Origin of the sequence: Paraburkholderia sp. (assembly GCF_035948235.1) — a bacterium.
Lineage (GTDB): Bacteria > Pseudomonadota > Gammaproteobacteria > Burkholderiales > Burkholderiaceae > Paraburkholderia.
The window spans coordinates 1-20974 of sequence record NZ_DASZJJ010000110.1; the positions used below are offsets into that span (position 1 = coordinate 1).

The following is a 20974-nucleotide window of genomic DNA, read 5'->3' on the forward strand; positions in this document are numbered from 1 at the left end:
GCCTTCATCGCGTTCTGGCTCGCGCCCTCCGTCATTCCGATGCTATTGGCGCTCGCCGGCTGGCCTGCCGTGTGGTTGAGCGCCGCGGGATGCGCGGCGCTAGCGTGGCCCGCATTCGCACGGCCGGGTTCGAAGCGTTCGCAATTTGCCATGGTTCCACGCGCTCGCTCAGCGGAGCACCGTACTGGCAACAGCACGATGGTATGACGTCGAAACAGGACATTGTCTTAAGTTAAAAATATCAAAATGAGAATTATGCGAATCTAATGCGTTTAATTCGCATAACAAATGATTCAATTACGTTTGAATGAGTTTTGATGATTAGGATATTTCCTATTCTGGCAATCTTTAATCGATGTTCAGATGGGGCCTTCAGAAGCGTTGCGTGTCGAACAACCAAAAAAATGGTGCCGCCCGACAAACGGCCCGGGCACGCGTCGGCCGATCCGATACCCAACTACATCGAGAGAGAGCCACCTTGAAGCTAAGAGTCGTCCTTGCTGACGATCATCCATTCGTATTGCTAGGCGTGCGTTCCGCGCTCGAGGCGACAGGAGAAATCCAGGTCGTCGGCGAAGCGGCCGATCCGCGTGCGCTGTTTCGCGCGCTTGAAAACGTGCCGTGCGACATCGTACTCACCGATCTCACGATGCCGGGCGAGCCTGGGGCGTCCGAAGACGGCCTGGCCCTCGTGCGGCGTTTGCGGCGCGACTGGCCGCAACAACGCATCGTCGTACTCACCAGCATTGCGAATGCCGCCATCCTGCGCTCGGTCATGAACACCGGCGTGACGGCGCTGATCCGCAAGAGCGAACCCATGGACGACCTCATTGCCGCCGTACGCGGCGCGGGCAACGGGCTGCGCTACGTGAGCCGCTCCATCCTCGAAGAACTCGCGGCGGCGGGCACCGAGCGCGCCGAAAGCGCACGCGTGCCGCGTCTGTCGCCTCGCGAATCGGAGGTCATCCGTCAGTTCGTGCACGGCCGCACGATCACCGAAATTGCCCGCACGCTCGACCGCGACGTGCGCACCGTGAGCCGTCAGAAACGCGACGCCATGGCGAAGCTCGGCGTGAGTAACGATGCGGGGCTGTTCGCCTTTGTGCGGGCTAACGGACTGCTATGAGCCCCACGCCACCTAACCGGGACCGTAGATGGCCCGCTCATCTGTCGTCCGCGCCTGGGCGCGAGAGCAGCGTGCGTAACCAGGCGGCGGCGCCCGATCCGGAAGTCGCGCAGCAGGCGCAGTCGCTACGCCTCCTGGTCGCGGACGATCACCCGCTCGTATTGTTCGCACTCGAAAACCTGATCGCCACGCTGCCCAATATGCGCGTGGTCGCGCGCGCGCAGACCGTCGGGCAGCTTTTCAACGAGGCCGCGCGACATCCGTTCGATGTCGTATTGATGGATCTGCACATGCCCGGCGACGGTTATGACGAGGGCCACGAAGCGATCCGCAGTTTCCGCCGCGAGCATGCCGGCAAGCCCATCGTCGTCCTCACAATGGACGACGACGCCAGCGTGCTGCGCGACGCGATCGAACTCGACGTCGAGGGCGTGCTGAGCAAGCGGGACCGCATCGACCTGATTGGAGTTGCGATTGCCTCAGCCATGGCGAACGAGCAATATCTCGGGCCGACGGTGCGCGATCTGCTCGACAAGGCCGCGCGCGAGGAGCGGCATGCGCATGTCCATCACGTGTTGACGCGCCGCGAGTACGAAGTCATTTCGTGGTACGCCACAGGCCTGAGCGTGACTGAGATCGCCAACCAGCTTGGGCGCAGCGTCAAGACCATCAGTGCGCAGAAATGCGCGGCAATGAAGAAGCTCGCACTGACCAGCGATATCGAGCTATACCGGTTCGCGATTGAGTGCGGCGTCGTGCACACCGTCGAGCCCGAGTGACAGCGGGCGCGCAGGCCTGCTGCAAACTGCGCCGCGAGTCGGTTCGTCTGTCGGATTCTGCCGCGCGCGGACGCCGTGCATGCTTCGCATTTTTCAGAGTTGTCCTATCTGATCAGACAGCCTGCCTGATCATAATTTTTAACTCGACGCGCGAACTATCGCGCCATCACGAATTTTCGATCCCGCCTTTGACAAGGCTGCCGGCTCAGTAGCGGCGCACTAACGGTTCGCGTGCAGCAACCGGAAAGGGACACAGACAATGAAGCTCTGCGAGCGTTTGGCTGCCGAAGCCGCAGGCACGGCATGGCTCGTGTTCGTGGGCTGCGCGAGCACGGCGCTCAACTCAAGCGCGCCCACGCAGGGCTGGAACGTCTTTGAGATGGCCGCCGCCTTTGGTCTGGCCCAGGCCGTCGCGGCCTACGCTTGCGGGCGCATCTCGAGTGCTCATTTCAACCCCGCCGTCACCATCGGCTACGCGATCGCCGGACGTTTTCGCACGCGCGAAGTCGCCCCTTATATTGCTGCGCAGAACGCAGGCGCAATCGTGGGCGCGGCGCTGCTCGCCGCCGTGGCGAGCGGTCGGCCGGGCTTCGCTTTCGCGGTCTCCGACTTTGGCAGCAACGGCTACGGCGAACATTCGCCCTGCGAATACGTGCCGTCGGCGGTGTTCGCCGTCGAACTGGCGATGACGTTCGCCTTCGCGCTTCTCCATCTCGTCATGTCGACTTCGGCGCAACGGCGCCGCACAGCGCCGGCCGCGCTCGGTGCATGCCTGGCCGCAGCCTATCTGATCGCGATTCCTGTCAGCAACGGAGGCCTGAATCCGGCGCGCTCGACCGGACCCGCGCTCTTCGTCGGCGAGTGGGCGCTCGATCAACTCTGGCTGTTCTGGGCCGCACCCATGCTGGGCGCCATCGCTGCCGGCTTCTTCCTTCGTGTTGTGTTGCGCCGCGGCGGCTGAGCCGCCACGCCCCGTTCATGAGCGCGCCGCCATCCACCTTCCTGTTGGCCTTCCTGCTCGCGCTGCGTGACGGTGCGCGAGCGCTCGCTCGCGCGTGCGTGCTGGGTTGCGTGCTCGGGGGCATGGCTACGGGCAGCGCATGCGCCGCCGCGCTCACGGCTTCGTCCACATCTCACTCCGGGTTGCCCTTGCCGTTACCGTGGCAGCCCCCCGTGGCAGCGGCCACGCCTACCATGCCGTCCACGCTCATCGTTGGCATTGTCGCGGGCGGCTGGCCGCCGCTCGAAGTCCTCGATGGCGACATGGTAGATGGCTTCAGCGCCGATTACCTGCGCCTGCTCGTCGGCCAGCGCGTGCGGCTTGTGCCACGGGTCTATCCGGACATGCGCGCGCTGCTTGCGGGTGCGTGCGCCGGCCAGATCGATATCGTCTTGAGCATTGCGCGCTCGCCGCAGCGCGAACGCTGTCTTGCTTTCACGGTGCCGTATCTGAGCGGCAACAGCGCCTTCGTCACGCGCGCGGGCAATGAGGCTCTCGCGACCACGGCGCAGCGCCTCGCGCGCGCGCGTATCGCTGTAGAGCAGGGCTATGTGCTCGAAACCATCCTGCGCGAACGCATTCCCCACGCCGATATCATCCTGCTCCCCGATACCAGCGCAGCGTTGCTTGCGGTCGCCCAAGGCAGGGCCGACGTCTACGCCGGTTTTGCGCCGGTCGTGCGCTATCAACTTTCTCTCGCCGCTTATCGCGGGCTGAGCGTCGCTTTCGAAGAGGGCTCGACGCTGCGCGAGATGCGCTTTGGCGTGCCGGTCACGAAAACGGCTTTGCGGGACCAGTTGAACGTCGCTGCGGGCGGCGTGCGGCCAGCCGCTGCCGCCGCACTGCGCATGCGCTGGCTCGGCAGCGGCGGTAGTGGCGGCGGTAACGGCAAAGCCGGGACGCGCGGCGATTCGCACGTCTCGTCGTTCGATATCGATCCGGCCGAGCGCGCGTGGCTGCATTCGCTATCGCCGCTCAAGGTGGGCTTCGATCCGGGCTGGCTGCCGTTCAGTTACGCGAGCCAGCGCGGCCGCGCCACCGGAATGGCGAACGACTATCTCGATTATCTGAGCCGCACGCTTGGCGTCACGTTCGAGCTCGTGCCGATTGCGAACTGGCTGGACGCGGATGCGGGTTTCCGGCGCGGCGAGCTGGCGATGGTCGCGACGGCCGAGGGCGACGGTGACCTCGCCGCCGGCACGCTCTACACGCAACCCTTCGAGCACTATCCGCTCGTGATCGTGGGCCGCCGCGACGAGCCGATGTCGCGCAGCCCGCGCGACCTCGTCGATCGCCGCATCGTGCTGGCGCCGCATGCGCCGTCGGCGCAACAGTTGTTCGGCGAAGCCCAGCCGGTGCGCACCGAGCGCGCGGCGACGCTCGAAGCCGGGCTGGCGCAGGTCCAGCGCGGCGACGCCGATCTGCTGGTGGGCGACGCCGCCGCGCTCGACGGTCCGCTAAGCCGGCAATATCTCGAATCGCTCAAGGTGGTGGGGGCGCTGGGCACCGACGCATCGATGGCCTTTGCGGTGCATGGCGATCTCGCGCCGCTCAAGGGGCTGATCGATCGCGCACTCGACGCGATGTCGCCCATCGAACAACAGGAAATCCGCAATCGCTGGACCGCAGCCGCGGCTGAGCGTCCTGGCCGCTGGAGCATGAACGCGCTGCGCCTGCTGCCGTTCGTGATCGCGTTCGGCGTGGTGCTGCTCGTGACGCTGCGCGCCTACGTGCTGCTGCAGCGCGAGATGCGCCGGCGCCGTCGCGCGGAGCAGGTGCTCGCGCGCCAGGTCGAGTTGCAGGACACGATGACGGAGATGATTCCGTATCCGCTTGGCGCACGCGATCTCGAAAACCGCTATCTGGCGGTGAACCGCGCTTACGAGGAGATGACCGGTCTGCGGCGTGGCGAGGTGCTTGGCCGCACTGGCGCGGACGTGGCCGCATGGGGCAAGGAAAACAGCCGCCGCGTCGATGCGCTTTACGCGAAAACGATGGCAGGGGGCGAGAGCCAGCGCGTCGAACTCGTGTTCGACGAGCCAGGCGGCTCAGTTGGCCGGGAGGGCGGTCGCCGGCATGGCATTCTCTGGACGCGCCTGTGTCGTGACGCGCGCGATGTGCCGTTCTGCGTGCTCGGCACCATGATCGACATCACCGACATTCGCCGCGCCGAAATGCGCGCACGCGCTTCCGAGCGGCTGCTTTCGGACGTCACGCATTCGCTGCCCGCGCTCGTTTTCCAGCTGCAACGCGGAAGTGACGCCCAGTACACCTTCCCCTTCCTTGGCGGCGATACGCAACGCCTGCTTGGCGACGCGGCCACGCAACTCATGCGCACCAGCCCGCTCGATCTCGCGCGCGTGCACCGCGGCGACCGCGCGCGCCTGGCGGCGGCGCTCGAGCGCTCGGCGCGCCTGCTGTTGCCGGTCAACGCCGAGTTCCGCTTTCACGGTGCGGGCGGCCTGCTATGGGTGCGCGCCGAATTCGTGCCGCGCCGCAAGGAAGATGGCGCCGTAGTGTGGAGCGGCTATGCGGTGGACGCCAACGTCGAACACACCCGCGCCGCCGACCTGTCACGCGCACGCGATCTGGCGGAAGCGGCCTCGCGCGCGAAGGACGAATTCTTCGCGATGATGAGCCACGAGATCCGTACGCCGATGAACGGCGTGCTCGGTCTGGTCGAGGTGCTGGAGCGCACGCCGCTCAATCCCGACCAGACGCAGATGGTTGGCATGGTGCATGAGTCCGCGGGAGCGCTGCTGCAGATTCTCGATGACCTGCTCGATTATTCGAAGATCCAGGCGGGACGGCTCGTGATCGACTGCGAGCCGTTTGACGTGCGGGAACTGGTCGATAACGCAGTGGGGCTGCTCGCGGGGCGCGCGCACGAAAAGGGGCTGAAGGTGCGTGTGGACGTTGGCGCGGACGTGGCTGCGCAGTTGCGCGGCGACAGCGTGCGGCTGCGGCAGATTCTCTTCAATCTGCTCAGTAATGCGATCAAGTTCACGCCACATGGCCAGGTCAGCGTGAGCGTGTCGGCCAGTGCGGTGAAGGCGGTGAGCCCGGCGGATGGCCTCAACGGCGCGGCGCGCCAGCGCGTGTCGATTTCGGTGGCCGATACGGGTATCGGCATCGCCTCACAAGCCCAGGCGCAGCTCTTCGAGCCCTTCGTTCAAGCCGAAACGTCGACTACGCGGCGCTTCGGCGGCACGGGTCTCGGCCTGACGATCTGCCGTAAGCTCGCGTCGTTGATGGGCGGCACGCTCGAATTGCGTAGCGAAGTCGAGCGCGGCACGTGTTTGACGCTCCATATCGAATTGCCGGTGGAGACCCAGGCGGGCCATGCGAACGGCCTGCGCAGCAAGCGCGCGCTGGTGTTCTGCAACGACGCGCCAGTCGCCGACGCGTTGATGCACTTTGGCGCGGCGCTAGGCATGAAGATGTCGCGCGCCCAGGCGGGACGAACGGGGCACACGAGGCTGGCCGGACGGCGGGCGTTGCGCAAGCTGACGCAGCAGGGCGGCGTGGATCTCGTGTTCGCGTCCGAGGCGCTGGCGGGCGAATTGGACGATCTCGGCGTGCCCATCATCCGCCTGACGGAGAACCCCAAGCCCAGCGGCTATCGGGTCGTGGAGAGCGGCGTGCGCGTGAGCGTCAATCCGCTTTCCTGGCACGGACTCGGGGCGGCGTGCGCGATGGCGATCACCGGTCTGCCCGCAAACGCGGCGCGGCCCGCGCTGTCCACCGAAACCGCACTGGTCGCGCCCGATCGCGAGAAAGAACGCGCGGCTGGCCGCCTCATCCTGGTCGCCGAGGATCATCCCGTGAACCAGGAACTGATGCGCCACCAGCTTGCGCTGCTGGGCTTCGCCTGCGATGTGGTGAATGACGGCGCACAGGCGCTGGAGGCGCTCAAGCACTCGCGCTACGGTTGCCTTATCACGGATTGCCATATGCCGAACGTCTCGGGTTACGACCTCGCGCGTCGCGTGCGTGAGATCGAGGCGGCGCGCGCGCGGCGCGCAGGCGAGGGCGAAGGTAAGTTCAATACGCAACATGACCAGGTGCGCCTGCCGATTCTCGGCATTACGGCCAACACCGCGCCCGAGAACATGCGCCTGTGCCGCGAAGCCGGCATGGACGACTGTCTGATCAAGCCTACGCGGTTTGCGACGCTGCGCGAGTATCTCTCGCGCTGGTTCGGTGCGGAGGGTGGCCAGCGCGCGGCGCAGGATCGCGTGATAACGCACGCGCACGACGCGCGCGCGGGCCAGGGCGCCGCACAGACTGCGCCCAACGCAGCGGGCGATGCGGTCGGCAACGCGGATGGTGCGGGCGCGGGTGAACTGCTCGACCTTCCGCACATGATTCAGGTCTGGGGCAGCGAGGCGACGGTGAAGACGCTGCTCGGCTCATTTGTGAACTCGGTACGCGACGATCTGAACGCGCTGCCGGCACTGCTGGAAGACGTCGACATCGCGCGGTTGCGCGAATGGCATCATCGGCTCGCGGGCGCGGTGGGCGTCCTGCATTATCCGGCGCTGCTCGCCGTGCTGGAGACCTATCGCCGTCACATGAACAGTCACGCGCCGCAGCAGCTTCGAACAGAAGGCCTGGCGCTGATGCGGACCTGTCACACCATGCTCGATGGGATCGAACAGCAGGCTGCGCTGCTGGCCTGACGGATGATTTTTAGCGTGTGTGCCGATCCGTTCATGATCGGAACATGACGCGAAACTGGCAGTTCTGACAGAAAAGATTCAGGCGAAAAAAAACGCGGCCGAAGCCGCGTTCAAGCTTGGAGACCCTTCGATGAAGAGTCACTTCTCGCAGGAACAAGCATAGTTCGCGAGTCGCCAAAAATCGAGATAAAAACCATCAATTAACTATTACACGTAGTGTCGATAATCGCCTGGCGCGTGACTTCGTTTTGGCGAAACCAGTCCACCGTGAAATCGACGAACGAACGGGTTTTCGCCGGTACGTGACGCCGGCCGGGATACACGAGCGAGAGTTCCTTGTCGGCGTCGCGGATCGCGTAGTCGGCCAGCACGCGCACGAGCGTTCCCTCGGCGAGATCGGCGGCCACCTGATTGGCCGGCAGGATCGTGATGCCCATCCCGGCGAGCGCCGCCTGGCGCAGCATCACGGAATTGTTCACGGCGTAGGCTGGGTTGATCAGCACCGCTACGCGCATGCCGTCAGGGTCGTCGAAATGCCATTCGTTGCCGTGGATATCGGCTGACGGCGCGAGCAAGGTGTGGCGTGCGAGTTCGTCCGGATGCCCGGGCGCGCGATGCAGGTCCAGGTAGGCAGGCGACGCCACCGCGACCGGCGCGACGGTCACGAGCGGGCGGCGGATGAGCGTGCCGCCGCTCACCTGGCGCGGCGCGACGATGCCGACATCGAAACCTTCTTCGATGAGATCGACTGGGCGATGCAGCAGCGTGAGCGTGAGGCGAACCTGCGTAAACGACGCGAGATATTGCTTGAGCAGCGGCGTGAGGCCGTGTAGCGAAAACGATGCGTGCGCGACGAGGCGCAAGGTGCCCGACGGCACGGACACGCCATGCGCAATCTGCGTTTCGATGCGCTCGAGCTCTTCCAGCACCTGGCGGCAAGCCTGCGCGTATTCGCCGCCTGCTTCGGTCAGCGAAATGCTGCGTGTATTGCGGTTGATGAGGCGCGTATTGAGATGCGCTTCGAGCAAGGCGATGTAACGCGTCACTACTGCGTTCGACATCTTGAGGGCCGCGGCGGCGCGGCCGAACGAGCCGTTATCGGCGACGCTCAGAAATACGCGCATCGCCTGAAGCTGATTCATGGTCTTGGGACGCGTCAGCATGAATGGGGTGGCGCTGGTGGGCGTTTCTTCTGGAAAGGGACGAGGACCGATGCAGGCGATGCTGCGAGGGTTGTCGGATCGTACCGACACGCATCGCCCTACGGAATGGGACTGATCTGAATCGCGGCTTGTCCCGTATTGATCGTGTTGCCCGGCGACAACGCTATATCGGGATACGGATTCGTCCTGCTTGCCGCGAAGGAAATTGAGATTGCGCGTACGCGTTGTGCATCAAGCGATTGCGCGAGCAGGTAGCCAGGCGTTTGATTTTTTCGAAAAGCCTTTTGTGCTGGCAAGGGATGGCCGCTCTAAAAGTGACGCCAATAAACTTCGGCTTGCAAATTAATGCGGCGCCGTTGTTGCGGCGTGAGGGGACCAAGCGGGCCGACGTGCTGTCGGCGAAATCGTCCACCAATGCCGAAAGGTTTAAAACGAAGGAATCACCATGAAAAAGAGTCTGGCTATCGCGGCCGCAGTGGCCGCGACTTTCGCATCGGCGTCGTACGCTCAAAGCAGCGTGACGCTCTACGGTATCGTCGATGCCGGTTTCACCTACACGACCAACGTTCAGAGCAAGGCTAACTACGCCGTGACGAGCGGCAACGTTCAGGCGAGCCGTTGGGGCCTGCGTGGCGTCGAGGATCTCGGCGGCGGTCTGAAGACGATCTTCACCCTCGAAAGCGGCTTTAACGTGGCGAACGGCCAGCAGAACGGCGGCCTGTTCAATCGTCAGTCGTTCGTGGGTCTGACGCAGGCACAGTCCGGCACGCTGACGCTCGGTCGCCAGTTCGACTCGATGATGGACTACGTCGCGCCGATGACGGCAGTCGGTAGCTGGGGCGGCACCTACACGTCGCACATCCTCGACAACGACGACCTCAACGGCACGTTCTCGCTGAACAACTCGATCAAGTACGCAAGCCCGAACCTGTCGGGCTTCAAGTTCGGCGGCATGTATGCGTTCTCGAACCAGGCTGGCGGCTTCGCGATGAACCGCGCGTATAGCGCCGGTATGAGCTACAACTACGGCGGCCTGGGTCTGGGCGCCGCGTACACGCAGATCAACGGCGTGGACGCAAATGGCAACGGCTCGGTTCAGGGTTCGCCGCTGGCCAATACGTTCGGCGCGGTCAATGCGAACAACCGTCAGCGCAACTGGGGCGCAGGCGCAAGCTACGCTTACGGCCCGATGATCGGCGGCGTCGTGTTCACGCAGTCGCGTCTGAACGACTCGTTCGGCAATTCGGTGCGCTTCAACAACATCGAAGGCAACCTGCATTACGACCTGACGCCGGCACTCGGCATTGGCGCAATGTACACGTACACCAACGTGAACGGCTCGTCGCTCAACGCAAACGGCAGCAACTCGGCGCACTGGCATCAGTTCGCGCTGCAGGCTGACTACGCGCTCTCGAAGCGCACGGACGTCTACCTCGAAGGCGTCGGTATGTGGGGCGCTGGCCAGAACGCAGTCGGCATGACGCAAGTCGGCTATCAGGGTTCGGACAACTTCTCGTCGTCGAAGAACCAGGGCATCGTCACGACGGGTATCCGTCACCGCTTCTAATTCAGACGCGTTTGCGTCGCTAGATCCTGGCGGTCCGGCAATGCACCGGGCTGCCTGGTTAAGCGGGTAGCAAAGTAGAAGGTAGTACTTGGGTTCAGAGCGCCGTTCGCGGCGCTCTTTTTTTGCCCGCGATTTCCCTTGTCGTGCCGTCATCGGCAATGTCACTGCGGACGTCATCGGCGGATTTGCTCTAGCATGTGGCTACGCGACTGCGGCCGGCAATGGCTTACGGTTTCTTCTGGTGCAGCGCGTCACAACAAAGGAGAAATCCCATGAAAGCGCTTCGCCCTCTTCAGCTCGCTCTCGCTCTGTGTGTTCTCGCCTCCGGTGCCGCGTTTGCCGATACCGTCGCGCTGAAAGCCGATCTCGAACCTTCCAGTGAAGTGCCCCCGCGTGTGAGTCACGGACACGGCATGCTCAACGCCACGTTCGACACGTCGAGCAAATCGCTGAACTGGACCGTCACTTACGAAGGCCTGTCAACCCCGGTCACCGCCGCACACTTCCACGGACCCGCGCCGGTTGGACAGAACGCTGGCGTGCAGGTGCCGATTCCCAAGGGTGAACTGCCCAGCCCGATCAAGGGCAGCGCCACGCTCACCGACAAGCAGGTCACCGATCTGATGGCCGGGCAGTGGTACTTCAACGTGCACACGCAACAGAATCCGTCGGGCGAGATCCGCGGTCAGGTGTTGCCCGCGAATTGATGTGACCACGAAATGACCGCGCAATGACTGACTGATCGACCCGCACACACGCACTGTCATGAGTCTGCAAAGCCGCTTCATCTGCTGGTGGCTGCGTCGCCGCTTTCTGCCGGCGACGCGCTGTCCCATCGACGTCGCGCGCACGCGGGCAGGTACGCAAAAGCGCGTGTGGCTGCCGCAGGTCCCCGCAGGCTGGCAGTTGCGCGAGCAGTATGAGCACGCAGATGTTCCACTGCGCGGCGAATGGCTCGTGCGCGAGGGCGGGGCGCCGCGCACGATTCTCTATCTGCACGGCGGCGGCTATTACTTTTGCTCGCCAAGGACCCATCGCGCGATCACGTATGGTCTCGCGACGCGTGCCGACGCCGATGTCTTTTCGCTCGATTACCGGCTTGCGCCCGAGCATCCCTTTCCGGCGGCGCTCGACGACGCGCTCGCAGCCTACCGGCGATTGCTGGCCGATGGCGTGCGTGCCGATTCGCTCGTGATCGCCGGCGACTCGGCGGGCGGAGGTCTGGCGCTGGCGACGCTCGTAGCGTTGCGCGATGCCGGCGACAAACTGCCGGCCGGTGCGCTCCTGTATTCGCCGTGGACCGACCTGGCCGTGACGGGCGCCTCGATTGTCGAAAACGACGGCCGCGATCCGATGTTCTGCGGCGACGTGTTCGCGCGCGTCGCCGCGCTTTATCTTGGCGAGGCCACCGGAGTCAGTGCCAGCGATCCTTATGTCTCGCCGCTGTATGCCGATTTTTGCGGCTTGCCGCCGCTTTTCATGCTGGCGGGCAGCACCGAGACGCTGCTCGACGATACGCGCCGCGTTGCCGATCGTGCGCGAGCAGCGGGCGTCCACGTCGAATGCAAAATCGCGCGCGGCCTGCCGCATGTCTGGCCGATCTACGCGCCGTTCATGCCTGAAGCTCGCCGCTCGCTCGACGATTCGGCGCGTTTTGTCCAGCGCGTGACGACGATCGACACGACCGCGCGCGCACAGAAAACCGCGCCGTCAGGCGCAGCGTCAGCCTCTCCACCCGCTCAATCGAGCGCGACGTCGATCCCGTCGTAAGCCGCGTGCACGGCGGCCTCGCCGTACTGGCGCTCAAGCCGCCGCACGGTGAAGTGGCCATGCGCGACGTTCTGGAAGTGGTCGATAAACACGGTGTTCACCATCGCGCCCAGCACCGCGCCGATCGCCGGAATCGATTTCGCTGCGACCTGCTCGCTCACCTGCACGGAAAACCGCGCGGCCACGGTCTGCATCAGCTTGAGCAGCGCCGCCGAGCCATGCGCCGCGAAGCCCTTGGCCGCCATCTCGGACGAGGCTTTCGACACCGCCTGAGCCAGCGCACCGCGCACGACGAAGTAGCCGAAGTCGGCTTCGTCGTCGGAGGCGGAGCGCCCGCCCATGCCGAACACAGTGAGGCATTGGAGCTGGGTGTCGGCCTTCGTGATGTCCTCGCCCTCGCTGCGCGCGATGTCGCAGATCGAGCGGAACATCAGCGTCGTCGTCACCGGTAATTCGACCGGCAAAGCAAACAGGCCGAACGCGCCGCCCGCCGCGCCCGTGGTCGCGACCGCGAATTTGTGCAGCAGATTGCTGGGCTTCGCAGGCACGACGGCCGCAAGCGCGCTCTCGCCCTGCTTGCCGAGCGTCTTGAGCGCGAGTTGCAGGCACTTGCGCAGGGCCGCCTGGGTGGCGTCGTTGACCTTGTCGTTGGCGACGGCGGGCAGTTTCGCGATCAGCTTTTCGACCGGCGCGCCGACGATGGCGGCCAGCTTCATGCCCAGCGGCGGTGTTTCCAGTTCGTGTTTGGCGCGCTTGAGCGCGGCGAGATCGGCTTCAGAAAGTTCGCTGAATGACGCCATAAGTCTCCCGGATGACGGTGCGGCGAACGCCGCTCGACCCCCAGTTTATCGAGGATCGGGCATGCTAAACTGTGAATCCTTTGACGTGTCAATCGTTGCGGGATCAAAAAATGGCCGTTCATACCGCCGCCCATCACTCTAGCGGCCAGGTGCTGCCGTTCCGGGAGTCGCTGCTGGCGATGCTCGGCGTCTCTTTCGTGACTATGCTGGTCGCGCTCGACCAGACCGTGGTCGGCACCGCGCTGCCCACCATCGTCGCCGAGCTGCGCGGCTTCGAGCTTTACGCGTGGGTCGCTACGTCCTATCTGCTGACCTCGGTCATTACCGTCCCTATTTTCGGCAGACTGGGCGACTATTACGGGCGCAAGCCCTTCGTGATCGCGTCGATCGTCGTGTTCACTGGCGCTTCGGTGCTGTGCGGAGCGGCCAACAGCATGATGTTCCTGGTCATCGCGCGCGGCCTGCAGGGCATCGGCGGCGGCATGCTGGTGGGCACCGCGTTCGCCTGCATTCCCGATCTCTTTCCCGATTCGGTCGTGCGCCTGCGCTGGCAGGTGATGATGAGTTCGGCATTTGGCATCGCCAATGCGGTCGGGCCATCGCTTGGCGGCTTTCTCACGCAGTACTACGGCTGGCGCTCGGTGTTCTACGTGAACCTGCCGGTTGGGCTGATTTCGCTGGTCTTCGTGTGGCGCTATCTGCCGCATCTGCGCCACATCGCGCACAAGGAGCGCATGCGGCTGGACTGGCCCGGCGCGCTGCTGATCGCCGTGACGCTCGGCAGCCTGCAGCTTTTCGTCGAGCGGCTGCCCGAGCATGGCGTGACGCTGTCGGCGCTCGGGCTGCTCGCGCTGGCCAGCGCCTCCGGCTGGGCGCTGTGGCAGTGGGAGCGGCGCTGCCCTCAGGCGATCCTGCCCGTCGATATGTTCCGTAACGCCAGCCTCAAAGCGCTCTTCACGCTCGCGGTGCTCGGCGGTTTCACGATGTTTTCGCTGCTGTTCTACGCACCGCTGCTGTTCCAGGGCGGCTTCGGCATGTCGCCGAACGAGGCGGGTCTGGTTATCACGCCGCTGGTGGTGTTCATCACCATCGGCAGCATTGCGAACGGGCGCATCGTGTCGCGCATCCGCAATCCGAACCGCATGCTTTACATCGGTTTCGCGATGCTCGCCCTGGCGTGCTTTGCGGTCGCGCTGGCTTCGCACAACACGCCGCGCGGGTTGCTGATGGCGCTGATGATCGTCGGCGGGTTGGGGCTCGGGTTCGTCATGCCCAATCTCACGGTGTTCGCGCAGCAGACGGCGGGCCGCGAGCATCTGGGCATCGCCACGGCGCTGCTGCAATCGCTGCGCATGATCGGCGGGATGATCGGCACGGCGTTGACCGGCACGCTGGTCACGCAGCTTTATTCGAGCGGCGTGCATAAGGCGCTCGATGCCGATGGCGCGCTGCACTGGTTCACGCAACTCGCCGATCCGCAGATTCTGATCAACCGCGACGCCCAGAGCGCGCTCGTTGGAGAACTGACGAAGGCCGGGCACAATGGCGCGCCGTTGCTCGAAGCCGCGCGCGAGGCGCTGGTGGGCGCGATCCATCTGGGTATCGCGATGGCGGCGGTGGTGGCGCTGGTGTCGGTGTGGCAGACGCGGCGCGTGCCGCTCATCAAGCTGCATCGCAAGGTCGAGCCGGTCATTCACGCCGACTGAGCGCGCACGCGTTCATCTAATCGGCAATATCTGGAATCAGGCAGGAAAACACAGCATGGAAGCACAGGACCGCATCGCCATCATGCAGCAATTCGGACGCACTTATCGTGCGTTCATGTCGGCGTTCGAGGCGCAGGTCGGCCATCCGCTGCCGCGTTGGCGCATCCTGCTGGCGTTGCACGAGCAGGACGGCGCGTCGTCGCAGAAGCGTCTGGTCGAGCGTCTGCGCGTGGACCCGGGCGCGCTGACGCGCCAGTTGAAGCTGCTGGAGTCGCTGGGCTGGATCGCGCGCAGCGCCGACGAGCGCGACAACCGCATCACCAACGTCACGCTGACGGCGGCGGGACGCGAAGTGGTGGAAGCGGGCCTGCCGCGCCGCAACGATTTCCTGCGCGTGGCGATGTCGCTGCCCGACGATGCGCTTACGGCGCTGTCGGGCGCGCTGCGCATGATGGAAGAGCGCATCGGCGTGGCGGCGGCGCTGAACACCGATGCGGGTCCCGCTGCCGCCACTTCCGCCGACTGAAACGTAGAACGATCAGAAGAACGTTTCGATCACTTCGGTCACGCGATACTCGCCATCGACCATCAGGACCTGACGCCACTTGTCGAAGGTGAGGCAAGGGTGCGAAATATCGAAGCCGATCATGTCGCCGACCTGAATATCCGCACCAGCCGGAATCTGCAGATAGGCGTGCTGATCCATCATCTGGAACACCTGCCAGCCTTCCTGGGCGTCGATTTCGCGCGGCGTGCCATGGACTTCGCCATCACGCGCCGGACGATAGTGGCGCGACGGCTCCGGAAAGCCCGCATCGAAAGCCGCGTCGCGCTTGCCAAAGCCGATGATCGCGCGGCCCGGTTCCGGAATCGACTGGACATATGCCCATAGCTGAAGCGCAGGCAACAAGGCCACGCCCATTTCGCGCGCGACCGGATTGCGCGTGAGGATGTCCGACTGCGCCTTCTTGTAGACGCCCACGTCATGCGTGAGATAGCAGCCGGGGCGCAGCACGACGTCGATCGTGCCAGCCTTGGCGGCCTGCGCGAATTCCTCGGCGACGATGTCGTACCACGCCGACCCGGCGCCCGAAAGCAGTGCCGGTGCGCGCGAAAAGCGGCCCGCCGCAGCCAGTTCTTCGGTCACGTTGAGCGCGTCGCGCAGGAAGGTGCGCACTTCGCTTTCTTCCTTGAGCACGCCTTCGTAAATCTCCACGCCCGCGAGCTTGAGCGAATCCGGATAGCGCTCGATCGCTTCGAGCACGGCCCGGCGCGTTTGCGCGTCGCGCACGCCGGTACGCCCGCGCGGCACGCCCAGTTCCAGCAGCACTTCGAGCGTGCGATTCGCTGCGCGGAAGAATTCGCCCAGTTGCTCGCCCCCTTCCACCGAGTCGACGAGGCAGAAGAATTCGAAGTTCGCGTCGCTAAGGAGTTCGGCGATGATCGCCATGTTGCGGCGGCCCACGAGCTGGTTTGCCATCAGCACGCGCGAGATGCCGCCGCGATACGCGGCGCGCGTCTGATGGGCGGTAGCCAGCGTGATGCCCCACGCGCCCGCGTCCATCTGGCGGCGAAAGAGTTGCGGCGCCATCGTCGTCTTGCCATGCGGCGCGAGTTTCACGCCGTAGCGCGTGACGAATTCCTGCATCCACTTGAGGTTGTGTTCGACGCGATCCGCATATAGAACGGCGGCGGGCAGGCTCACGTCCTCGGCGAGCAGATTCCATTCGAGACGCGCGGCGTCGGCAAGCGGCACGCTCGCGCCTGGCACGTTGCCGAGGCCCTTGCTATTCGGGTCGACTGTCGCACTCTGATAGTTTGTAACTTTCATTTCCGTTCGCTCCATATTCTCCATAACGCCTGATATTACGGTATAGACAGCTTGAGGCGTTGACTCGGTGATAGTACACAAAGTACCATCTCTGCGTGAAATGTTATTTATTAACAGACATACCCCGGCGTCCCGGAAGCCTTCCCCGCAGTCCACTCTGAATCTTGCCCGACTTCCATGAATCCCGCTGCTGAGTCTGATCGATTCACAGGCCGTTTCGATATCGTCGCGCGCATCACGCAATGCGTGCCGGATCTGCGTCCGGCCGAACGCGATGTCGCCTCCCTGATCCTCGACGATCTGGCTGCCGCCGCGCGTGCCAGCATCGGCGAGCTGGCGCAGCGCGCGGGCGTGAGCGTGGCGTCCGTGACGCGGTTCGCCAAGACCGTCGGTTGCCAGGACGTGCGCGAACTCAAGCTGCGTCTTGCCCAGGCGGCGGCCGTCGGCGAGCGCTTCCTGCGCGCGGTGCCGAACGGGAAGGCCGGCAAGGGCGAAGGCGGCGAGGGCAAAGGCAAACGCCGCAAACAGCGTGCGGACGATGCCGCAACGGCGCACGCGGCGGACGCATCGCTGGCCACTCGCGTGTACGAGGAAATCCACAGCGCACTCGCGCGCAACCACGAGCTGCTGCGCCAGGCGCCGTTCGAGGACGCCGCCACGGCGCTGCGCGAAGCGCGCATGATCTACGTGTTCGGCATGGGCGGCGGCTCCAGCGCACTGGCCGACGAAATGCGCTATCGCCTCGTGCGGCTCGGCCGCCCGGTCGCGTCGTATCAGGACAGCCTGCTGCAGCGCATGGTCGCGAGCACGCTCACGCCCGATTGCGTGGTCGTGGCGCTTTCCGTGACAGGGCGCGTGCCCGAACTGCTCGACGCCTGCCGCATCGCGCGCGACTATGGCGCGAAGCTGGTCGCACTGACCGCGCCCGCCTCGCCGCTGGCGGCGCTGGCCGACTGGCTTGTGCCGATCGTCGCGAGCGAGACCGATTTCATTTACAAGCCGTCGTCGTCGCGTTACGCGATGATGATGGCGCTCGACGTGCTCGTTACCGAACTCGCGCTGTCGCAGCCCGAGCAAAGCCGCGAATTGCTGCGCCGCATGAAACATACGCTGGACGCGCATCGCGGCACGGCCGGGCGCGGCGGCGAGCGCCAGCCGCTTGGCGACTGATTGGCCAACTCACAGCGCAATTCGCGTAGCGAGCGAGTAAATTCGCTGAGTCAATCGCCGAGTCAATCGATTACCCCGTCTGGGATCGACAGGAGACCCTGATATGCATTCGCATCCCGAAGCCGCCGACACCCTGATCGTCGGCGCCATGCTCTACGACGGCACCGGCGCGCCGCCCGTCGAACGCGACGTGGCGCTGCGCGACGGACACATCGTCGCCATCGGCAATCTTTCGAACTGGCTCGCCGAAGAAGTGATCGAAGCCAATGGACGCGCGCTCGCGCCGGGTTTCATCGACGTGCACACGCATGACGACACGCACGTGATCCGCGCGCCGCAGATGCTGCCCAAGATCAGCCAGGGCGTGACGACGGTGATCGTCGGCAATTGCGGCATCAGCGCGTCGCCGGTCTCGCTCAAGGGCGAGCCGCCCGATCCGATGAATCTGCTCGGCCCGCGCGACGCTTTCCAGTACCCGACCTTCGCGGCCTATGTGCAAGCCGTGAACGCGGCCAAACCCGCCGTGAACGTGGGCGCGCTGATTGGCCATACGGCGCTGCGCAACAATCATCTCGACGATCTCAAACGTGCCGCCAATAGCGAAGAGATCGAGGCCATGCGCGCGCAGCTCGAAGAAGCGCTCGTGAACGGCGCGCTCGGCTTGTCGACGGGACTCGCTTACGGATCGGCCTACGAGGCTTCGACCGAAGAAGTCGCCACGCTCGCCGAGCCGCTCGCGCTTGCCGGTGCGCTTTACACGACCCACATGCGCACCGAATTCGAAGCGATTCTGGAAGCGATGGACGAGGCGTATCACATCGGCAAGCACGCGCGCGTGCCCGTGGTGATCTCGCATCTGAAGTGCGCGGGGCCGTCGAACTGGGGCCGCAGCACGGAGGTGCTCGCATCGCTGGACGGCGCGCGCAAGTTTCAGCCGGTGGGCTGCGATTGCTATCCGTACAGCCGCAGTTCGTCGACGCTCGATCTGAAGCAGGTGACGGGCGATATCGACATCACCATCACGTGGTCCACGCCGCATCCCGAACAGGCGGGCAAGCTCATCAAGGACATCGCCGCCGAATGGGGTGTCTCGCAGCAGGAAGCGGGCAAGCGGCTGCAGCCCGCGGGCGCGGTCTATCACAACATGTCCGAGGACGACGTGCGCCGCATCCTCTCGCATCCGGCGACGATGGTGGGATCGGACGGACTGCCGAACGACCCGCTGCCGCATCCGCGTCTATGGGGCGCTTTTCCGCGCGTACTCGGCCACTACGCGCGCGACGCGCAGTTGCTGCCGCTCGAAGAGGCGGTGCGCAAGATGACCGGGCTGTCGGCGCGGCGCTTCGGTCTCGCGCAGCGCGGCGAAGTGCGCGTGGGCTGGCATGCCGACCTTGTGCTGTTCGATCCCGCAAAGGTGCGCGATTGCGCGACCTTCGACCAGCCGCAGCAGGTGGCCGAAGGCATCGACGCCGTGTGGGTGAACGGCGTGCTGTCGTATCGCGACGGCCAGCCTACCGGCGAGCGTGCGGGCCACTTTGTCGCGCGCGGTCCGCGCGACGCGAACGCCGACGCGGCAGCTTTTTAAAAACTGAATTTCGACCCTCGGCGCGTGGTGCAGAACCGTGGTGCAAACCCAGACGCACGCGCGCGCCGTACGAACCCAAAGGAGCAAACGATGAAACGATATGGAGTGGAAGGCGGCAAGGGCCAGGGCGGTCAACATCTGCCGTTCGCACGCGCGGTGGAAGCCGATGGCTGGCTGTTCGTCTCGGGCCAGACGCCGATGGAAAACGGCGAAGTGATCAACGGCGGTATCGTCGAGCAGTCGCACAAGACCATCCAGAACGTGTTCGCGATCCTCAAGGAAGCGGGCTACGGCCCGGAACACGTGGTGCGCTGCGGTGTGTGGCTCGACGATGCGCGCGATTTCCAGTCGTTCAACAAGGTGTTCCGCGAGTACTTCGGCGATCATCCGCCCGCGCGCGCCTGCGTGCAGTCGAGCATGGTCATCGACTGCAAGGTGGAAGTGGATTGCGTCGCGTACAAGGCGCCGGCAGGGAAGTAACGCGCCGCGAGCGCGTGGCTCGAGTTGTAGAAAAGCGGCTGCCTGGGTTACCGGGTGGCCGCTTTTTCTTGTGCATCTGAATCGCGCGGTGTGCCTTCGTGAATGTGTAATTCGATCTTCATGCCTGCTGTAGCCGCCATGTTGACAAGCATGTCAATGCCGAACCGGTCGATCTTGCCGCGCATGAGATCGGAAACGCGAGGCTGCGTCACGCCAAAGAGTTGCGCGGCCTGACCCTGCGTCATCTTGTGATGTTTGATGTGCTGTGTCAGTGCGAACATCAACTGGCAGCGCAGTTCCATGTTTGCCGCGTCGCCGGGCGTGTTTTCGATGGCGTCCCACACGTTGTCGAAAGTCTCGATTTTCAAGATCCGTGCTCCTGGTTGCGAATATCCCGATAACGGCGCGCGGCAAGCGACATATCGGCGAAGGGGATTTTTTCGGTCTTCTTCTGAAAGCAATGCAACACGTAGACCGCGTCGCGAAATGTCGCGACGTAGAGGACGCGGAAAGCGTTGCCGTTTTCCCGGATACGGATTTCTCGCGTGCCCGGCCCGACCGGGTTGACGGGTTTCCAGTCGTCCGGGTCGTGCCCGCCTTGTACGAGGCGAATCTGCCTGCCAGCCTCTTTGCGCGCGCTCAAGGGGAACGCGTGGAGATCCGCAAGCGCGCTGCCGCAAAACCGCACGCGCTTCTCAAGTTTTAGGTTATACAAAATCTTATATCTCCTCCAGAGGTTCGCGCCACCCCGCGCGCAGCGGGGATGACATGGCTCAACTCTCTGCAAGGACGGGCGATTGCGCCCTCGATTCCATCAAGACGTGCCGCATCGTTAGCCATCCGGATAAGGCCAATATTCCCAATATATGAGCGACCCAATCACATATTGGAGATCCCGGAAAATCCGCCCTACAATCCGATCCATCCGGGCTGACATACATCGCAGTACCCACGTCAACCTCGGCCAAACCTAAAGAAAAGCCCGCAGCCGCGCCCCGAGTGCGCTCCAGCGGGCAAAACCGGAGACGTTTGCCATGTTCCAGTCCGCGAAGTGCGCGGCCTCGTGCCGTCCGCCGTCCCGCGCCAATGCGCGCCGCCGCAACCCGAACCATGGCCCGCGCGCCGTCGTCTGACGCCGCGCGTTCATCTCCCGTCTTCTTCCAGATCGACCTCGCCATGAACAAAGCGATGTCCCCGAATCTCGCCGAGCGTCTCGACGGCATTGACGTGCCCACAGCCGCGCAGCCGCAAGCGCAGCCGCAGATCAAGGCGCAGCCCAAAACCCACAGCGCGGGCGACGAAATCGTCGGCCTGC

General features: G+C 64.5%; 17 protein-coding genes. 12 read left to right on the plus strand and 5 right to left on the minus strand.

The genetic code is table 11. The annotated features are described in order from the left end of the window. Positions 1-478: 478 nt before the first annotated feature. The 4 genes from VG320_RS09615 (at position 479) to VG320_RS09630 (ending at position 7587) form a co-directional block, all read left to right on the plus strand. Positions 479-1126 (plus strand): response regulator transcription factor, encoded by a 648-nt coding sequence (locus VG320_RS09615; protein WP_327199882.1) that lies wholly within the window; start codon positions 479-481, stop codon positions 1124-1126. 71 nt (positions 1127-1197) lie between these two features. Continuing rightward, the gene (locus VG320_RS09620) at positions 1198-1905 is read left to right on the plus strand and encodes a response regulator transcription factor (RefSeq protein WP_327199883.1); all 708 of its coding nucleotides are present in this window, start codon (positions 1198-1200) and stop codon (positions 1903-1905) included. Positions 1906-2164: 259 nt separating this feature from the next. Continuing rightward, complete coding sequence (locus tag VG320_RS09625) at positions 2165-2866, plus strand: aquaporin (RefSeq protein ID WP_327199884.1); 702 nt, start codon at positions 2165-2167, stop codon at positions 2864-2866. Positions 2867-2883: 17 nt separating this feature from the next. Then, complete coding sequence (locus tag VG320_RS09630; protein WP_327199885.1) at positions 2884-7587, plus strand: ATP-binding protein; 4704 nt, start codon at positions 2884-2886, stop codon at positions 7585-7587. Positions 7588-7787: 200 nt separating this feature from the next. Here VG320_RS09630 and VG320_RS09635 read toward each other — a convergent pair whose 3' ends face one another. After that, complete coding sequence (locus tag VG320_RS09635; protein WP_327199886.1) at positions 7788-8729, minus strand: LysR family transcriptional regulator; 942 nt, start codon at positions 8727-8729, stop codon at positions 7788-7790. Positions 8730-9195: 466 nt separating this feature from the next. Here VG320_RS09635 and VG320_RS09640 point away from each other — a divergent pair, with 466 nt between their 5' ends. The 3 genes from VG320_RS09640 (at position 9196) to VG320_RS09650 (ending at position 12087) form a co-directional block, all read left to right on the plus strand. Next, a complete protein-coding gene (locus VG320_RS09640) occupies positions 9196-10317 on the plus strand; it encodes a porin (protein WP_327199887.1) in 1122 nt (373 codons plus the stop codon). 272 nt (positions 10318-10589) lie between these two features. Further along, positions 10590-11024: a CHRD domain-containing protein gene (locus tag VG320_RS09645; protein ID WP_327199888.1), complete on the plus strand. Its 435-nt coding sequence runs from the start codon at positions 10590-10592 to the stop codon at positions 11022-11024. Between the two features lie 58 nt (positions 11025-11082). Then, a complete protein-coding gene (locus VG320_RS09650; RefSeq protein ID WP_327199889.1) occupies positions 11083-12087 on the plus strand; it encodes an alpha/beta hydrolase in 1005 nt (334 codons plus the stop codon). Here VG320_RS09650 and VG320_RS09655 read toward each other — a convergent pair. Continuing rightward, the gene (locus tag VG320_RS09655; protein ID WP_327199890.1) at positions 12057-12887 is read right to left on the minus strand and encodes an EcsC family protein; all 831 of its coding nucleotides are present in this window, start codon (positions 12885-12887) and stop codon (positions 12057-12059) included. The two genes, VG320_RS09650 and VG320_RS09655, sit on opposite strands and share 31 nt — an antisense overlap. A 110-nt stretch (positions 12888-12997) precedes the next feature. On the opposite strand from VG320_RS09655, the gene VG320_RS09660 reads away from it, so the two are divergent. Then, entirely contained in the window at positions 12998-14593 is a 1596-nt protein-coding gene (locus VG320_RS09660) for an MDR family MFS transporter (RefSeq protein WP_327199891.1), read from the plus strand. A 55-nt stretch (positions 14594-14648) separates the two neighbouring features. Beyond that, positions 14649-15119 (plus strand): MarR family winged helix-turn-helix transcriptional regulator, encoded by a 471-nt coding sequence (locus VG320_RS09665; protein WP_327199892.1) that lies wholly within the window; start codon positions 14649-14651, stop codon positions 15117-15119. A 12-nt stretch (positions 15120-15131) separates the two neighbouring features. Here the strand turns inward: VG320_RS09665 and VG320_RS09670 are convergent, their stop codons facing one another. Further along, positions 15132-16424 carry an amino acid deaminase gene (locus tag VG320_RS09670; RefSeq protein WP_327199893.1) on the minus strand — a complete coding sequence of 431 codons (1293 nt, stop codon included), beginning with the start codon at positions 16422-16424 and terminating at the stop codon, positions 15132-15134. Positions 16425-16601: 177 nt separating this feature from the next. Between VG320_RS09670 and VG320_RS09675 the strand changes: the two genes are divergently transcribed. From VG320_RS09675 to VG320_RS09685, 3 genes are all read left to right on the plus strand, one after another. After that, positions 16602-17594: a MurR/RpiR family transcriptional regulator gene (locus tag VG320_RS09675; RefSeq protein ID WP_327199894.1), complete on the plus strand. Its 993-nt coding sequence runs from the start codon at positions 16602-16604 to the stop codon at positions 17592-17594. Positions 17595-17697: 103 nt separating this feature from the next. Beyond that, on the plus strand, positions 17698-19179 hold the full coding sequence (locus VG320_RS09680; RefSeq protein ID WP_327199895.1) for a D-aminoacylase: 1482 nt from the start codon (positions 17698-17700) through the stop codon (positions 19177-19179). A 90-nt stretch (positions 19180-19269) separates the two neighbouring features. Further along, complete coding sequence (locus tag VG320_RS09685; protein ID WP_027815644.1) at positions 19270-19659, plus strand: RidA family protein; 390 nt, start codon at positions 19270-19272, stop codon at positions 19657-19659. A gap of 47 nt (positions 19660-19706) precedes the next feature. Here the strand turns inward: VG320_RS09685 and VG320_RS09690 are convergent, their stop codons facing one another. After that, entirely contained in the window at positions 19707-20027 is a 321-nt protein-coding gene (locus tag VG320_RS09690) for a helix-turn-helix domain-containing protein (protein WP_327199896.1), read from the minus strand. Then, positions 20024-20377, minus strand: a complete 354-nt coding sequence (locus tag VG320_RS09695; RefSeq protein ID WP_327199897.1) for a type II toxin-antitoxin system RelE/ParE family toxin — start codon at positions 20375-20377, stop codon at positions 20024-20026. Before VG320_RS09695 ends, VG320_RS09690 begins: the two co-directional genes overlap by 4 nt. Between the last annotated feature and the right edge of the window lie 597 nt (positions 20378-20974).

Excerpts from the sequence above, each read along its gene's own strand:
- VG320_RS09625 (WP_327199884.1), top strand. The coding sequence starts at position 2,165 with ATGAAGCTCTGCGAGCGTTTGGCTGCCGAAGCCGCAGGCACGGCATGG.
- VG320_RS09630 (WP_327199885.1), top strand. The coding sequence starts at position 2,884 with ATGAGCGCGCCGCCATCCACCTTCCTGTTGGCCTTCCTGCTCGCGCTG.
- VG320_RS09635 (WP_327199886.1), bottom strand. The coding sequence starts at position 8,729 with ATGAATCAGCTTCAGGCGATGCGCGTATTTCTGAGCGTCGCCGATAAC.
- VG320_RS09640 (WP_327199887.1), top strand. The coding sequence starts at position 9,196 with ATGAAAAAGAGTCTGGCTATCGCGGCCGCAGTGGCCGCGACTTTCGCA.
- VG320_RS09645 (WP_327199888.1), top strand. The coding sequence starts at position 10,590 with ATGAAAGCGCTTCGCCCTCTTCAGCTCGCTCTCGCTCTGTGTGTTCTC.
- VG320_RS09650 (WP_327199889.1), top strand. The coding sequence starts at position 11,083 with ATGAGTCTGCAAAGCCGCTTCATCTGCTGGTGGCTGCGTCGCCGCTTT.
- VG320_RS09655 (WP_327199890.1), bottom strand. The coding sequence starts at position 12,887 with ATGGCGTCATTCAGCGAACTTTCTGAAGCCGATCTCGCCGCGCTCAAG.
- VG320_RS09660 (WP_327199891.1), top strand. The coding sequence starts at position 12,998 with ATGGCCGTTCATACCGCCGCCCATCACTCTAGCGGCCAGGTGCTGCCG.
- VG320_RS09665 (WP_327199892.1), top strand. The coding sequence starts at position 14,649 with ATGGAAGCACAGGACCGCATCGCCATCATGCAGCAATTCGGACGCACT.
- VG320_RS09670 (WP_327199893.1), bottom strand. The coding sequence starts at position 16,424 with ATGAAAGTTACAAACTATCAGAGTGCGACAGTCGACCCGAATAGCAAG.
- VG320_RS09675 (WP_327199894.1), top strand. The coding sequence starts at position 16,602 with ATGAATCCCGCTGCTGAGTCTGATCGATTCACAGGCCGTTTCGATATC.
- VG320_RS09680 (WP_327199895.1), top strand. The coding sequence starts at position 17,698 with ATGCATTCGCATCCCGAAGCCGCCGACACCCTGATCGTCGGCGCCATG.
- VG320_RS09685 (WP_027815644.1), top strand. The coding sequence starts at position 19,270 with ATGAAACGATATGGAGTGGAAGGCGGCAAGGGCCAGGGCGGTCAACAT.